We start from the raw sequence: 14,394 nt of genomic DNA, 5'->3' as shown, positions 1-14,394 counted from the left end.
CTGCTTCACCTCCTCCGAATAAAAAGGACTAGATTCATGTTAACTAGACTATTGCCACCCCCGCCATTGCGGACATGCGCATTCATTCGTTTTTGATATCCGGGTCCATGCGGGGAATTCCGGGAGGCCACATTTAACCAGCCAGTAGAATTACCGATTTCCGCTACCGGAAGCGACGCAAGCGCGACTGTGTATCGAACTCCGTCACTCTTCAACGGGTCCGGCCCGCGCGATCGCCCGAACGACGCGATCGCCATACAGACTCATTGGTACATTCCTTTCCACGATGACCGTCGCGTCCCACTCCGCCGCCTCACAGACTCGGATTCGCGCCCCCATCCGCCGCGCCACCTCGTCCGCCTCCGCGCACCCGGCGTCGACGCCCTCGACCAACGCACCCGCCGCGGCCAGCGCCGCCATGTCGGCCGCCGCCTGCGCCCGATGCCGGGCGACCACCACCACGCCCACCTGTGCGATCAGGAGCGTCACACCGATCAGCGCGACCAGCGCCAGACACACGAAGACGGTGGCCAGCCCCTCCTCACCGGACGCAGGCAGCCCACCGGCAAAGCACGGACGCCTGTTGGCCCAGGTGCTGCGGCCGCCGATCACGACCCACTCACCGAGACCGCTCGAATCCATGTCACACCCAGCTGTGGCGATGGGGCGACGCCGCAGCTGCCACGTTCGGCGAGGCGCCTCGATCTCCGTGCGGGACTGCACGGCGACCGCCGCCGTCACTTCGCAACCCCGGGTTCGAGGGTCGCGACCGCTTCGGCGCGGAGAGTGAGCAGGGGAAGCAGTGGGGTTCGCGCGGAAACCACGGCTATGGCGTGACTGCCGTCGGTGCGGAAAACGATGCCGGCCGACGGCGGCGCGATACGCTCGGCCGCTGGGCGGGCATTCGCCTGATCGCCCCGTGCGACGAGACGGGCCGCCTCACGGGCGGCGTCGACGCAGCGCACCTGGGTCGACGCCGCCAGCAAAGCTCCGAGACAGAGCACCACGGTGGCGACGACCGCGGTGAGCGCGAGCGCCGCCTCGACCGTCACCGCTCCCCGATCGCCGCCCGGTCCCGGCGTGGGACGGCACCGCCGTGCCGTGGCCACGGCTACACCGAGGTGTTCAATGCCCGATCGATGATCTTCGTCAACGCGTTCACGATGCTGTCGCCCGTCACCACGCCGTAGAGCACGGCGCCGAACGCCGCCGCCGCGATCGTGCCGATCGCGTACTCGGCCGTGCTCATGCCCTCCTCCGCGACCACCGCCCGGAGCACTCGCGAACGCAAGGCCATATATACAGCCCTCATCCTCCGGTCGACGGACCTCGCGACCCCCTGAATACGCACCCGATTCCTCCTCTCCGGCCCATGCGGCCGATCCGCACGAGCACGCTTCTTCCGATGAACGCCGTGCAGCCCACCGCCGCCCCGAACCCAGCTGCCCTCCTCCAGTCCCCACCTCCAGATCTGGAGAGCGAACCTCTAGCGAATCACTCGACGACAGCAACCGGTTTGACGACAGACCAGATGAACAGCCACATCTCCACGAGTCCACATCTGGCCCGCCGGTAACCGGCATATCCAGATCAGACGAGCGAACTCTCAGCGACGAAACCGGCACCACCTCGCCATGCCGCCGAACCGGTGACGAGCCAACGCACCACACGGCCAACGGTGACCGCTCGCCCAGCGGCAGGAATGCCCGGTACCGCCGGGCCGGCCTTCCGGCCTGCCGGCACGACTCCGCGCGCAAGGCAGCTGTGGAAGTGCCGAAGAATCGGCGCACCCTCGGGCCGCCGCACCGCAGGCCGAGCGACCAGCCGCACGGCTCCCTCCCCGATCGGGGCCGTCGGCGAACGACAATGCCACCGCACTCTTGAGCCACCCTCGCGAACCACGTGGTGCCGCCGCGCCGGATGTCCTCCGATCCAGCGGGAGGCACAGCCGCAGTCGCGGGCTTACCAACCATGCCCGAGCGAAGCTGTGTGATGGTTCCGCGCGAACGCGTCATGTCCCACCTCGTGTGCGGCGCGGTCATGCAAAGGCGCGCGGTTACAGCAGCCCGCCGTCGAGCACTCGGCCGGCCAAGCCGATGACCACCGGCACTATGCCCAGGCAGACGAAGGCCGGGAGAAAGCAAAGACCCAAGGGACCGCCGATCAGGACGCCTGCCCGCTCCGCCTTCGCGGCTGCCACGTCTTCGACCGCGGACCTGCGCTGCTCGGCCAGTTCCGTCACAGCGGCCGCCAATGAGGATCCGGACCGCGCCGAACGCCGCGCCATCCGTGCCAGCGACTCGACCTCCTCGGCTCCGGGGCGCCCGTTCGCATCCCGGGCCACCTGGGTCCAGGCCGTGGACGCGTCTGCGCCGAGTGCGAGCAAGTCCGCCGCCCGTCGCAGCGCATCGCCGAGCGCTTGCGGTGCTTCCGGCGCCACGGCGCGAGCCGCCCCCGCCATGGGCAATCCGGCGCGCAGGCAGGCCGCCAGCAGGTCGAGGATCGAGGCGACAGCCAGTGGATCCGCCCCCTGTTCCCCTCGATGCGGCGGCTCGGCCGGTGCAGAGGGCGTCCGGCCGAGGATGTGCAACCGCCTGCTCACCGCCACCCGGCCCGGCAGCAGTACGAGCGCGGCTGCCATCAGGAGCAATGGCAATGCTGTTCCAGGGGTGAACCCCATCGTCAACCCCTCTCACCGGATCCGTTGTGCGAGAACCACCTGCCCGAGCCGCCGCCAGGCCACGTGGCGGCGCACCCCGTGTCCATCGAGCCCCGGCACTGCCGACGAGCGGGACGAAGAGGGCGGCGAGCAGTCGCCGCAGCCGCAGAACGCCTATCCGGCAACGGCTTCGAGCGTCCGGACGACTCGCGGCTCGCATACGAAACACCGGCGGAGCGGGCACACATGCGAAGCTGCTCTCCCTACCGACCACCGGGCTCGAAGGCGGCAGTCGCTCTGGCCGGACATACGGCCGAGCACGGCCTTCCGTCGAAGGTGATGTCATGTCAGCACCTTTCGCGTGATCACATCGGTCCACAGCAACCCCGCACAAGCCAGGCCCGCGCCGAGCGGGAGCAGCACTGTCCCCGCCGACGAGACGAACAGAACATGCAGGGGCGCGGCGCCCATCATTTGGCCGAGCGCGATGCCTAGAAACGGAAGACAGGCCAGGACCGCGGCCGTTGCGCGCGCCCCGGCCAGCGCGGCGGTGGTGCGGCCGTGGAATCGGAGGCGCCCCGCGAGATCCGTCCGGGCCGCCGACAGCAACTCGGCCAGTGCGAGGCCGTGCTGCTCGGCCACCTGCCAGGCGCCCGCCACCCGGGCGAACTCCGTGGCGATCGGAGAATCCGGCCGGCGCAGCCCCTCGGCCGCCGAGCCGCCGAGGCGGCTGCGTGCGGCGCCGACGGCGAAGGCGTGTGCGGATTCCCCCTGCACCTCACGGGCGGCGGACGCGGCGGCGGCGCTCGGGTGGGCCCCCACCCGCAGTTCGGCGATCACGGCTTCCAGAGCATCGAGCAGGTGCGCCTGCTCGACGTTCCGGCGCCGCTCCCGCGCCGCCCGGCGAGCCCTCACCCCGACCGTTCCGGCGATCATGCAAGCAGCGAGCAGAGGACCGGGCCCCAAGACGACGAACGCGAAAACCATGCTCGCACTCGCACCGAAGCGAAACAGCCCTTGCCGTCGAGGCATTCGATACTCCCTCCGGGCGGCGAACAGCTGACCGAACCGGCGGCGCGATCGCGGCGCAGGCACTACGACCAACGCCAGCGCGAGACACAACACCGCGCCGCTCATCAGTCGAGCCGCTCGGTGAGCAGGCCGGCCAGATCCGTGGCGGCCGGGGCGGCACCGGCGTCGCGCCAGGCGGGTGTGATCCGCACGCACCCGTCGCCTGTACGGTGCACGAGCCCGATCTCGCGCAGACCGCGCGTGCCATCGGCTCGTCGATGTACATGCAGGACGACCTGCACCGCGGCGGCGAGTTGACTGTGCAAGGCCGCTCGCGCCAGTCCGCCCAGTGCGGCGAGGGCTTCCAGCCGGGCCGGGACTTCCCGCGGCGAGTTGGCGTGCACGGTGCCTGCCCCTCCGTCGTGACCGGTGTTCAACGCGGTCAGCAGGTCGACCACCTCGGCTCCCCTGACCTCGCCGACCACGATCCGGTCCGGCCGCATGCGTAGCGCTTGGCGGACCAGGTCGCGCACGGTGACCTCCCCGACACCCTCCACGTTCGCGGTCCTGGCGACCAGTCGGACCACGTGCGGATGGGGTGGCGCAAGTTCCGCCGCATCCTCGACGCAGACGATCCGCTCGCCCGGGTCCACCGCCGCGAGCAGGCTCGACAGCAGCGTCGTCTTCCCGGCTCCCGTGCCGCCGACCACGAGGAAGGCCAGCCTCGCCCGGACGATGCGCTCCAGCAGGAGCTTCGCGTCGGCGGGCACCGATCCCGCCGCGGCCAGTGCGTCGAGCCCCTGGGTGGCCGGACGAAGTACACGCAGCGACAGACAAGTGCCGCCGTGCGCGATCGGCGCCAGCACCGCATGTAACCGAACGCCGAACGAATCGCCCAGTGCCGTACCGGTTCCCGATAGCCGGCCGTCCACCCATGGTTGCGCGTCGTCGAGCCGCCGCCCTGCCGACAGGGCCAGGCGCTGCGCCAGCCGCCGGACCGCGGCCTCGTCGGCAAAGGTGATCGAAGTCCTTTCCAGACCGTGCCCGCGATCGATCCACACCGCGTCCGGCCCCGTCACCAAGACGTCCGCGACGTTGGGGTCGTGCAGCAACGGTTCGAGTACGCCCGCGCCGGTCAGCTCGGTCTGCAACAGCCGCAGAGCGCGCAGCAGGTCGGTGTCTCCGAGCACCCCGCCGGCCTCCGCCCGGATGGCGGCGGCGACCTGCGCCGGATCCGGATCGCCGGTCTCGCCTGCCAGACGCTCCCGCACCCGATCCAGCAGCTCGCTGGTCAGTATCGCGTTCATCGTCCCCTCCTCACCGTCGATGCCCGGGCGGTGCGCTGAGCACGCCGAGGACGGCGTCGGCGGCATCGCGCAGCGGCCCGCGACGACGCACCGAGATCCCCCCGCGCTCCAGCCGGTGCGCCAGGCCGGTCTGGGCGCGGACAGCGGCGAGCAGCGGGATATCGAGCACCTCAGCGACTTCGGATCCGAGCAGGCCGCCGGGCGCAGGGCCGCGGACGATCAAGCCCTGGTTCGGGTTTCGCCGCGCGATGTGCGCGGACACCGCTTCGGCGGCGGCGATCGCCCGCAGTCGTGCCGGAACGACCAGCACGACGAGATCCGCCGAGTCGAGCATCTGGTCGGCATGCGGCCCGCGCTCACCGGAAATGTCGCAAACTACGAAATCGCCTGCGGCCCGGCACGCTTCGGTCACGGCGCGGACCGCGGGCGCGCCGAGTTCCCGTGGCAATCGTCCCGCACCGCAGCGTCCGCAGGACAGCACCGCCAGCCCGGGCGCGGCGACGGGTAGGGCGCCGTGCAGCGCGGTCGCGGAGACGCGCCCGTCCTCGATCACCAGGTCGGGCCAGCGCAGGCCCGCCGTGTTCTCGATACCGAGCAGCAGGTCGAGACCGCCCGCGAAGGGTGCGCCGTCGACCAGCAAGGTCTCGCGCCGGAACCCTTCCGCAGCGGCGCGCAACGCGACCGCGACAGCGAGGGTGGACGCCCCCGCCCCACCTCCCGCGCCCGCCACGGCGACCACCACACCGTCGCCCGCACGCCGCTCGCCGTACTCAGCAAACATCTCGATAAGCCCCACCGCCGCGCCGGGCAGGGCGATAGCCCGCTGCGCGCCGACCGAGGCGGCGGCCTGCCAGTCGAGCAAATCTGGCTCACCATCGGTTACCACCACCACGCCGGTCCGGCGCAAGTAGCCGGCGGAGGCCGCCTCTCGCGCCGCGGCGGTATCCAGGATCACCAGCGGAGCGCCCGTCCACGCATGTCGGCCGACGGGTTGCGCTCGCTCGTCGAGCGGGCGTTCCGCGGCCGCCGCGATACGGCGGACTTCGTCGCGCAGGCGGTCGTCATCGATGAGCACGAGCGCGGGTGGCGGCCCGGGCGGCTCCGATGCTTCGAGGTTCATGCAGGTCAGCGTCGCCGAACCCGGACAGGGAAAGAAGGGGCGATAGGCCGATTGGGGATAAATCCCTGGTTGTGGAGAACTGTCCTGGGCCGGCGCCCTACCGCACCGTCCCGGAAATAGAGGACGGCCCCAGCCGGGGGGGGAGGAGGCTGGGGCCGTCGGGTTCAGCCCCGGGGGGTCGGGCTGAACGCGCCTGGACCATGTCCAGGTGCCAGCAATACTACACCCAAGCACCGCCCAGAACGCAAGTCTGCCGCCGGACATCTTTGTGGCCGCCGTGGCGTCGGCGTCTGCGGGGCAAACTCCACGATGCGCCGCCCAGACCCACGCCGCCGCCCCGGACACGCGCGCCGACAGGAGGCAGAAGTAGACCATCCGCCGTCCACCTGCGGCCCATCGACGGCAAGGAGGCCACGCCGCAAGCGCGGCGCGCCGAATTCGTCCGTCCACCGAGAGCCGCGACGGGCTGCCGGAACGATGCGGAGGCGGCACCGCCACCTATCCTGGTCAGGTGGACAACTCAGCCACTACCGGTGCACGCGTCGCGGCCTTCTTCGATCTGGACAAGACCGTGATCGCGAAGTCGAGCACGTTCGTGTTCAGCAAGCCCTTCTACGCGCAAGGGCTGTTGAACCGCCGCGCCGTCCTGGAGAGCAGTTACGCCCATTTCCTGTTCCTGCTGTCCGGCGCCGATCACGACCAGATGGAACGAATGCGCGCCCACCTGACCAGCATGTGCGCGGGCTGGGACGTAGAGCAGGTGAAATCCATTGTCGCCGAGACATTGCACGAGCTGGTCGATCCGCTGATCTACGCGGAGGCGGCCGACTTGATCGCCGACCACCGCATTCGGGGCCACGACGTGGTGATCGTCTCGGCCTCCGGCGAGGAGATCGTGGCGCCGATCGCCGAAGCGCTCGGCGCCTCGCACACCGCGGCGACCAGGATGGTCGTGGCGGATGGAAGATACACCGGCGAGGTGGAGTTCTACTGCTACGGCGAGGGCAAAGTCGCGGCCGTGGAAAAGCTCGCCGCGAGCGAGGGTTACGACCTGTCGCGGTGCTACGCCTATTCCGACTCGATCACCGATCTGCCGCTGCTCGGCGCGGTGGGGCACCCCACCGCGGTGAACCCTGATCGCACTCTGCGCCGGGAAGCCGCCGCGCGCGGGTGGCCGGTCCTGACCTTCTCCAACCCGGTGTCGCTGTGGGCCCGCTTCCAGACGCCGTCCTCGACGACGCTCGCGGCCACGGCCGCGGTCGGCTTGAGCGCGGTGCTGGCCGGTGCGATCAGCTATCGCATGCTGCGCCGTAAGCGCTGAGACCAGCTGCGGAGCATCTCGCCGGTACCGGTCGCCGGATGCTTGCGGGCACTTCACCGACTTGGCAGACAGGGCGCGGGACCAGGCATTTAACCATGAAACGCCGGGGAAACACGCCGTTTTTTCAATGTCTTGCGACCCCTTGATGTGAGTGCAGTCACAGTGTAGAAAGGTAACTACGGAAGGACGGAAGGCCAAGGCAGCACCGGAAGAGAAGGCGTTGTCTCCCGACCCTCCTTCCCAGCACGGGCACCAGGCACCCACGCGGAGCGCGCCGCGACAAGGGCAGAAGCGTTGTGGGCCTGCGAAATACGGATAGTCGACGGCGAAGGCCTCGCACAGGTTGCGGGGATGAACCGGCCGATGTCCGGATTGTCGCCGAGGCCGCAGAACACAACCCACCTAGCACGCTTGGTAACCGGGTAGTCCGTGCTAGCGGGCGGTGAGGTCGACAGACAACGCCGCCCGCTTTGGTGTGTCCGGGGGTTATCCCGTCGCCGAGTCGGCGATCGATGTGGCCTCGCGCGCGCCGTCCTCGAAAGCTCCGCAGCAGAAGATCACCCAGCCGCCCACGGCCTCCGCATCCCCGGTGCCGAAGCCGGCGGCCGCGTCCAGGTACGCCTGACGCCTGCGCAACAAGAAGACCTCCGGTACGCCGAGGCTGTGTGGGTCCAGCCCACTGGACACCGCGACCAGCCGGGAAGCCGCCCGCGCGACCACGCCGTCGGCCGTGCCGAACGGTCGCAGCGCCAGTAGCTCACCGTGTACCACGGCGGCGAGCACCGGCGCGGGCGCGCGTGAGCCGAGCACCGTCTGCGCCAGCAGGTCCAGCCGCTGCGCCACTCCCGAGTCGAAGCGCGGCCTGCCGAGCGATTCCTCCTGCGGCACCAGATCGGCCGCGGCGAGCAGATGCAGCCGCGCCAAGGCCTGCAGCGGAGCGCGCTGCCAGGTGCCCACCAGATTCCGCAGCGCGTCCCCGTCCAACGCCTGGCCGACGCGCAGCGCCCCGGCCAGGATCGGGTCCGCCACGCGCCCGTCGGCGGGGATGTCGGTGCTGCCGCCGTCGATGGCCGCCGAAGACCGGGCCGCACGCACCGCGGCCTCGGCCGCCGTGGTCGGCCACCCGCGCCGGTTCGCCTTGTGCCGGTGCACCTCGGCGAGCGCGTCGCGGGCGCGGTCTGCCGCGTCCTGGACACCGGGGAGATCGACGAGGGGCTGGAGCGGATCGGTCACGGCATACGAGGCTACTTGCGCCCGGCCACCTACCCGGCCAGCAGGTCGCGTCCCGGGATCGCGTCGAGCAACCTGCGCGTGTACTCCTGCCGTGGATGGTCGAACACCTCGTCGGTCGTCGCCGCTTCGACGACCTTGCCGCTCTGCATGACGAGCACGTCGTCGGCGATCTGCCGGACGACGGCCAGATCGTGGGTGATGAACAGGTACGTCAGCCCCAGCTCTGCCTGCAGCTCGTTGAGCAGCCGGAGGATCTGGGCCTGCACCAGCACATCGAGGGCGGACACCGCCTCGTCGCACACCACCACCTCCGGCTGGAGCGCGAGCGCGCGCGCGACCGCCACGCGCTGCCGCTGTCCCCCGGACAGCTCGTTGGGGTAGCGCCGCATCACACCGGCCGGTAGCGCGACCTTGTCGAGCAGTTCCCGCACAGTCGCCTCCCGTTCCTCGGACGTGCCGATCCGATGGGTGCGCAACGGCTCCTCGATGGTGCGGTAGATCGTGTACATCGGATCGAGCGAGCCATAGGGATCCTGGAAGATCGGCTGCACCCGGCGCCGGAAAGCGAAGGCGCCCTTGCGGTCCAGGGCGGTCACGTCCTTGCCGTCGAAGGTGACCGTGCCGGAGGTCGGCGCGAGCAGCCCGAGCGCCATCTGCGCCACCGTCGTCTTGCCCGAGCCGGATTCGCCGACGATCGCCGTGGTCGATCCCCGCCGCAGCCGGAACGACACGTCGTCCACCGCGACGAACTCGGTCGATTTCCACGGCGTCCGTTCCCGGATGCGGAACGTCTTCGTCAGATGCTCGGCGACCAGCACCTCGTCGGGCACCACCGTGAGGTCCGGATCGGCCGCCGCCACCTCTTCGGCCGCCTCTACGGCCTGCGCGCGGATCTTCGCCCGGCGCGCCGGCCGCCGCTGCGCGGCCAGCGACGGCGCCGAGCTCACCAGCCGCTTCGTATACAAGTGCTGCGGATCGCGCAAGATCTGCAGGGCTGGGCCGGATTCGACGACGCGCCCGCGGTACATCACCACCAGGTGTTCGGCGCGCTCGGCGGCGAGCCCCAGGTCATGGGTGATCAGCAGCACCGCGGTACCGAGTTCGGCGGTGAGCCCGCCGAGATGGTCGAGGATCTGCCGCTGCACCGTCACGTCGAGCGCCGAGGTCGGCTCGTCGGCGATGAGCAGCTTCGGTCGGCAGGACAGGCCGATCGCGATCAGCGCGCGCTGACGCATGCCGCCGGAGAACTCGTGCGGATACTGGGTCACCCGGCGTTCGGCGTCGGGCAGGCCCGCTTCCTCGAGCAGCTCCACGGCCCGTCGCTCGGCGGCTGCGCCCTTCGCGATGCCGTTGGCCGCCAACGTCTCGCGGATCTGGAAGCCGATCTTCCACACCGGATTCAGATTCGACATCGGGTCCTGGGGGACGAAGCCGATGCCGCCGCCGCGAACCGCGACGATCTCTCGTTTCGAGGCCGCCGTGAGGTCCTTGCCGTCGAACCTGATCGACCCGGAGGTGATCCGGCCCGTGCCGGGCAGCAAGTCGATCACGGCGTGCGCGGTGGTCGACTTCCCCGATCCGGATTCTCCGACGATGGCGACGGTCTGCCCGGGATAGACCGACAGGCTCACGTCCCGGACCGCGGGCACCGGCTTGCCGTCGGCGGTGAAACCCACGTTCAGGTCGGTGATCTCGAGCAGCGGCCGGTCGGCGTCGCTCATCGCTTCCTCGCCTTCGGATCGAGGGCGTCCCGCACGGCGTCGCCCAGCATGATGAAGCTCAGCACGGTCAGCGCCAGCGCTGTCGCCGGATAGAACAGGATGGCCGAGGTGCGAATCTCCTTCTGGCCGGTGGCGATGTCCGCACCCCAGGACACCACGGTGCGCGGCAGCCCGACGCCGAGGTAGGACAGCGTCGCCTCGGTGACGATGAAGACGCCCAGCCAGAGCGTGGTCACCACGATCAGCGGGCCCGCCGCGTTGGGCAGCACGTGCCGCGCGAGCGTCTGTATCCGGGAGACGCCCAACGCTTTCGCCGCGGTGACGTAGTCGCTGTTCTTCGCTTGGATCACGGCGCCGCGGGCGATCCGCGCAGCCTGCGGCCAGGTGAACGTCGCGAGGATGACGATCACGGTCCAGATCGTGCGGGCATCCAGCAGCTGCATGGTCACGATGGCGGCCAGCATCAACGGGATCGCGTAGAAGATCTCGGCGACGCGCGAGACGATCGAGTCCAGCGGTCCGCCGTAGAACCCCGCCAGCGCCCCGAGCGTTCCTCCGATCAGCACGAACAGCAGAGTCGCGCCGACTCCGGCGAGGACGGAGGCGCGCGCGCCGTAGACGGTCCGGGCGTAGATGTCGCACCCTTGCTTGTCGAAGCCGAAGGGGTGGCCCGCGCTGCGCGGATCCATGCTGAAGTCGCCGTTGCAGTAGCGCGGGTCCTGGTCGGTGAACAGCCCCGGCCAGATCACCACGATGAGCACGAACACGATCAGCACCGCCGCGACGACGAAGATCGGGTTGCGCCGCAGCTGCCGCCACGCGTCGCGCCAGATGCTGGTCGGCGCGCCCGCATCCAGCACGGCGTCGGTCGCCAGCACCTCGACCTCGTCGGGCGGTGCGACGAAGTGCTGCTGGCCGCGGCGCACTGCGCCCTGCGTGGGGTCAGGCATAGCGGATCCTCGGGTCGAGTGCGGCGTAGAGCAGATCGACGATCAGGTTGGTGAACAGGAAGATGACGATCAGCACCGTGACGAAGGAGACCACGGTGGGCGGCTCGCCCCTGGTGATGGCCTGGTACAGCGTGCCGCCTACGCCGGGGATGTTGAAGATGCCCTCCGTGACGATCGCGCCGCCCATCAGCGCGCCCAGGTCGGCGCCGACGAAGGTGACCACCGGGATCATCGAGTTGCGCAGGATGTGCACGGTCACTACGCGCGGCCTACCGAGCCCCTTGGCGGTCGCGGTGCGCACGTAGTCGGCGGACATGTTCTCGGCCACCGAGTTCCGGGTCAGACGCAGGACGTAGGCGAACGAGAGCGAGCCGAGGACGATCGCGGGTACCAGCAGTTCGCCGACCGTCGCCTTCCCGGAGACCGTCACCGGAGCGATCCCCCACTTCACCCCGAGCAGATACTGCGCGAGGAAGCCCACCACGAAGACCGGGACCGCGATGACGATCAGGCTCATCACCAGCATCGTCGAATCGAAGAGCCTGCCTTTGCGCAGCCCGGCGATCAAGCCGAACAGCACGCCGAAGACCGACTCGATCAGCACCGCCATGAACGCCAACTTGATCGTGATCGGGAACGCGCGGGCGAGTTCGTCCCGCACCGGCCTGCCGGAGAATGCCGTGCCGAAGTCGAGCGTGACGATGCCCTTCAGATACAGCAGGTACTGCACGAGGAACGGCTCGTCGAGGTGGTAACGCGCCCGCAGCTGCGCTTCCACCGCGGGCGTCATCGGTTTGTCACCGGCCAGGGCGTGGATCGGGTCGCCCGGCACGAGGAACACCAGCGCGTAGATGAGCAGCGTCGCACCGAGGAACACGGGGATCATCTGCAGCAGACGCCGCACGACATACCAGGCCATTTCGCCTCCTGGGTAGCGCCGCCGGGCGCCCGGCGGCCGGCGGCTACTTCTCGATGTTCTCGAAGTCGAACAGGCCGTTCCAGGCGAGTTCGGCCTTGCTCACCCGGTCGGAACGGCCCGCGGCGGCCACGTAGTCGAACACGGGAACGTCGGCCAGGTCCTTGATCAGCAGCGCCTGCGCCTGCGCGACGATCTTGTAGGAATCATCCTGGGTCGGTGCGGCCAGGGCGGCGTCGAGCAGCCGGTCGAATTCGGGGTTCTTGTAGTCGACGTTGTTGGTGTCGGAGTAGCTGTAGTACTGCGAGGTCAGGAACTGCAGCATCGTCGGGTAGTCACCTTGCCAGCCGTAACGGAACGCCTTGTTGATCGTGCGCGCGTTCACCTCGTCGCGGATGTTCTTGAACGTCGGGTACGGCGCACCGACGGCATCGATGCCGAGGGTGTTCTTGACGCTGTTGGCCACCGCTTCCACCCAGGCCTGGTGGCCGCCGTCGGAGTTGTAGGCGATCTCGTAGCGGCCCGACCACGGCGATATCGCGTCGGCCTGCGCCCACACCTTCTTGGCCTCGTCGGGGTTGTACTTCAGCACCTCCGAACCGGGCAGGTTCGGGTCGAAGCCGGGCAGCGTGCTCGCGGTGAAGTCGCGCGCCGGGATCCGCGTGCCGTGGAAGATGTTCTGCGCGATCTGTTCCCGGTTGATCGCCATCGAGATCGCACGGCGTCGCAGCAGCCCTTCCTGACCGGCGAAGTGCGCGACATTGGACTGGACGCCGATGTGCTGGTTCTGGGCCGTCGGCTTCGTGATCGCGCGGTCGCCGAGATCCTGCTGATAGGAGGAGAGGGCGCTGTCGGGCACGGTGTCGAGCGCGTCCAGATTGCCCGCCTGCAGATCCGCGTACGCGGTGTCGAAGGACTGGTACATCACGAACCGCAGCCCTTTGTTCTTGGCCGAGCGGCCGCCGGGATAGTCCGGGTTGGGCACCAGGTCGATCTTGACGTTGTGCTCCCACGCCCCGGTCCGGGCGAACTTGTAGGGGCCATTGCCGATCGGGTTCTCGCCGAACGCTTTCATGTCCTTGAACGCGGCGTCCGGCAACGGATAGAACGGCGCGTATCCGAGTTCGGTCTCGAAGTCGATCGAGGGCGCTTTCAGCTCGATGGTGAAGGTGCGGTCGTCGATCACCTTCAGGCCCGACATCGTCTGTGCCGTCGGCTTTTCCGCGGACACCTCGTCGAAACCGACAATGGGGCCGAACACATAGCTCTGCAACTGCGCGTTGGCGCCGAGCGCGCCGTAGTTCCACGCGTCGACGAACGACTTCGCCGTCACCGGGGTGCCGTCGGTGAACTTCCAGTCGGGCTTGATGGTCACCCGGTAGTTCTTCCGATCCGTGGTCTGGATCGATTCGGCCATCTCGTCGTGCGCCCGGCCGCTCGCGTCGTAGTACTTCAAGCCCGCGAACAGGCGGTCGACCACGCGCCCGCCCATGTTCTCGTTGGTGTTGGTGGGCACCAACGGGTTCTGCGGTTCGCCGCCGTTGACGGTGACGATGTCGGCGTCGGCGTCGTCGCCCGAGGAACATGCGGACAGCCCGAAGCTCGTGGCGAGTACGACCGCCGCGGTCAGCGCCATCGCTCTGTGGAATTTCAACGCGTCCTCCCGGTACGAGAAGGGGGGGGGGGGGAGCCGACCGGCACCCGCGGAGGTCCATCAGCGCACGCCGACACGATCCCCCTGTGTGGTTGGCAGAGTAACCACCGGCGCGGGCACTGTCACCCGATTGATCCGAGTTCGTTGCACTTGTTACCGATCCGGCAACATCGCCGAAACACCCCAACTTTCGTGCGCAAATGCGGGCCCGACCGGAACATTGCTGCCGTCCCGGCGGGGCCGACAGCTCCACCCCGGGCCCGCGCCCGGCGGCGTGCCGCCCGCGAGACCCGCTCGGCACACCACACGCGGCATGGGTCACAGTTGATTACTGTCGATCATGGCTGCGTCGAATCGTGCGCTCAGGCTACGTGGAAAGAAGAGACGAGATGACTGACACCAGCGCCGACCACCGGGACTCGTACCCGCCGACCGCGGAGTTCGCCGCCCAGGCGAACGCCGGCGCCGCGCTCTACGAGCGTGCGGCGGCCGATCGCGACGC

At 69.3% G+C, this 14,394-nt stretch carries 13 protein-coding genes; 1 reads left to right on the top strand and 12 read right to left on the bottom strand.

The genetic code is table 11. The annotated features are described in order from the left end of the window. Positions 1–204 precede the first annotated feature (204 nt). The 7 genes from NNI01S_RS32205 to ssd all read right to left on the bottom strand — a co-directional run bounded on the left by NNI01S_RS32205 (position 205) and on the right by ssd (position 6,097). Entirely contained in the window at positions 205–741 is a 537-nt protein-coding gene (locus tag NNI01S_RS32205; RefSeq protein ID WP_369689724.1) for an Rv3654c family TadE-like protein, read from the bottom strand. Beyond that, on the bottom strand, positions 738–1,052 hold the full coding sequence (locus NNI01S_RS32200) for a TadE family type IV pilus minor pilin (protein ID WP_174554541.1): 315 nt from the start codon (positions 1,050–1,052) through the stop codon (positions 738–740). The genes NNI01S_RS32205 and NNI01S_RS32200 overlap by 4 nt, the downstream gene beginning before the upstream one ends. A 59-nt stretch (positions 1,053–1,111) precedes the next feature. Continuing rightward, positions 1,112–1,312, bottom strand: coding sequence for a DUF4244 domain-containing protein (locus NNI01S_RS32195; RefSeq protein ID WP_063025206.1), 201 nt, complete (start codon positions 1,310–1,312; stop codon positions 1,112–1,114). Between the two features lie 744 nt (positions 1,313–2,056). Then, a complete protein-coding gene (locus tag NNI01S_RS32190; protein ID WP_245676465.1) occupies positions 2,057–2,641 on the bottom strand; it encodes a type II secretion system F family protein in 585 nt (194 codons plus the stop codon). A 360-nt stretch (positions 2,642–3,001) separates the two neighbouring features. Continuing rightward, the gene (locus NNI01S_RS32185; protein ID WP_063025202.1) at positions 3,002–3,796 is read right to left on the bottom strand and encodes a type II secretion system F family protein; all 795 of its coding nucleotides are present in this window, start codon (positions 3,794–3,796) and stop codon (positions 3,002–3,004) included. Then, positions 3,796–4,977 carry a TadA family conjugal transfer-associated ATPase gene (locus NNI01S_RS32180; protein ID WP_063025226.1) on the bottom strand — a complete coding sequence of 394 codons (1,182 nt, stop codon included), beginning with the start codon at positions 4,975–4,977 and terminating at the stop codon, positions 3,796–3,798. Before NNI01S_RS32180 ends, NNI01S_RS32185 begins: the two co-directional genes overlap by 1 nt. Before the next feature lie 10 nt (positions 4,978–4,987). Further along, positions 4,988–6,097 (bottom strand): septum site-determining protein Ssd, encoded by a 1,110-nt coding sequence (gene ssd / locus NNI01S_RS32175; RefSeq protein WP_063025200.1) that lies wholly within the window; start codon positions 6,095–6,097, stop codon positions 4,988–4,990. A gap of 466 nt (positions 6,098–6,563) precedes the next feature. Between ssd and NNI01S_RS32170 the strand changes: the two genes are divergently transcribed. Further along, a complete protein-coding gene (locus tag NNI01S_RS32170) occupies positions 6,564–7,418 on the top strand; it encodes an HAD family hydrolase (protein WP_439956162.1) in 855 nt (284 codons plus the stop codon). A 486-nt stretch (positions 7,419–7,904) separates the two neighbouring features. On the opposite strand, the gene NNI01S_RS32165 is transcribed toward NNI01S_RS32170, so the two are convergent. The 5 genes from NNI01S_RS32165 to NNI01S_RS32145 are packed head-to-tail and all read right to left on the bottom strand — an operon-like array spanning position 7,905 to position 13,874. Further along, complete coding sequence (locus tag NNI01S_RS32165) at positions 7,905–8,651, bottom strand: Fic family protein (protein ID WP_063025196.1); 747 nt, start codon at positions 8,649–8,651, stop codon at positions 7,905–7,907. Between the two features lie 29 nt (positions 8,652–8,680). Then, complete coding sequence (locus tag NNI01S_RS32160; protein WP_063025194.1) at positions 8,681–10,372, bottom strand: dipeptide ABC transporter ATP-binding protein; 1,692 nt, start codon at positions 10,370–10,372, stop codon at positions 8,681–8,683. Next, positions 10,369–11,322, bottom strand: coding sequence for an ABC transporter permease (locus tag NNI01S_RS32155; RefSeq protein ID WP_063025192.1), 954 nt, complete (start codon positions 11,320–11,322; stop codon positions 10,369–10,371). Before NNI01S_RS32155 ends, NNI01S_RS32160 begins: the two co-directional genes overlap by 4 nt. Next, on the bottom strand, positions 11,315–12,241 hold the full coding sequence (locus NNI01S_RS32150; protein WP_063025190.1) for an ABC transporter permease: 927 nt from the start codon (positions 12,239–12,241) through the stop codon (positions 11,315–11,317). The genes NNI01S_RS32155 and NNI01S_RS32150 overlap by 8 nt, the downstream gene beginning before the upstream one ends. A 43-nt stretch (positions 12,242–12,284) precedes the next feature. Continuing rightward, positions 12,285–13,874 carry a peptide ABC transporter substrate-binding protein gene (locus NNI01S_RS32145; RefSeq protein ID WP_063025188.1) on the bottom strand — a complete coding sequence of 530 codons (1,590 nt, stop codon included), beginning with the start codon at positions 13,872–13,874 and terminating at the stop codon, positions 12,285–12,287. Positions 13,875–14,394 lie beyond the last annotated feature (520 nt).

It is taken from the genome of Nocardia niwae NBRC 108934 = DSM 45340, assembly GCF_001613465.1.
GTDB classification, from domain to species: domain Bacteria; phylum Actinomycetota; class Actinomycetes; order Mycobacteriales; family Mycobacteriaceae; genus Nocardia; species Nocardia niwae.
This window is presented reverse-complemented; position numbering and strand designations above follow the sequence as displayed.

What these genes read in the sequence shown, in the direction of transcription:
- NNI01S_RS32195 (WP_063025206.1), bottom strand. Translation starts at nt 1,312, where the DNA reads ATGAGGGCTGTATATATGGCCTTGCGTTCGCGAGTGCTCCGGGCGGTG.
- NNI01S_RS32190 (WP_245676465.1), bottom strand. Translation starts at nt 2,641, where the DNA reads ATGGCAGCCGCGCTCGTACTGCTGCCGGGCCGGGTGGCGGTGAGCAGG.
- NNI01S_RS32185 (WP_063025202.1), bottom strand. Translation starts at nt 3,796, where the DNA reads ATGAGCGGCGCGGTGTTGTGTCTCGCGCTGGCGTTGGTCGTAGTGCCT.
- NNI01S_RS32180 (WP_063025226.1), bottom strand. Translation starts at nt 4,977, where the DNA reads ATGAACGCGATACTGACCAGCGAGCTGCTGGATCGGGTGCGGGAGCGT.
- ssd (WP_063025200.1), bottom strand. Translation starts at nt 6,097, where the DNA reads ATGAACCTCGAAGCATCGGAGCCGCCCGGGCCGCCACCCGCGCTCGTG.
- NNI01S_RS32160 (WP_063025194.1), bottom strand. Translation starts at nt 10,372, where the DNA reads ATGAGCGACGCCGACCGGCCGCTGCTCGAGATCACCGACCTGAACGTG.
- NNI01S_RS32155 (WP_063025192.1), bottom strand. Translation starts at nt 11,322, where the DNA reads ATGCCTGACCCCACGCAGGGCGCAGTGCGCCGCGGCCAGCAGCACTTC.
- NNI01S_RS32150 (WP_063025190.1), bottom strand. Translation starts at nt 12,241, where the DNA reads ATGGCCTGGTATGTCGTGCGGCGTCTGCTGCAGATGATCCCCGTGTTC.
- NNI01S_RS32145 (WP_063025188.1), bottom strand. Translation starts at nt 13,874, where the DNA reads ATGGCGCTGACCGCGGCGGTCGTACTCGCCACGAGCTTCGGGCTGTCC.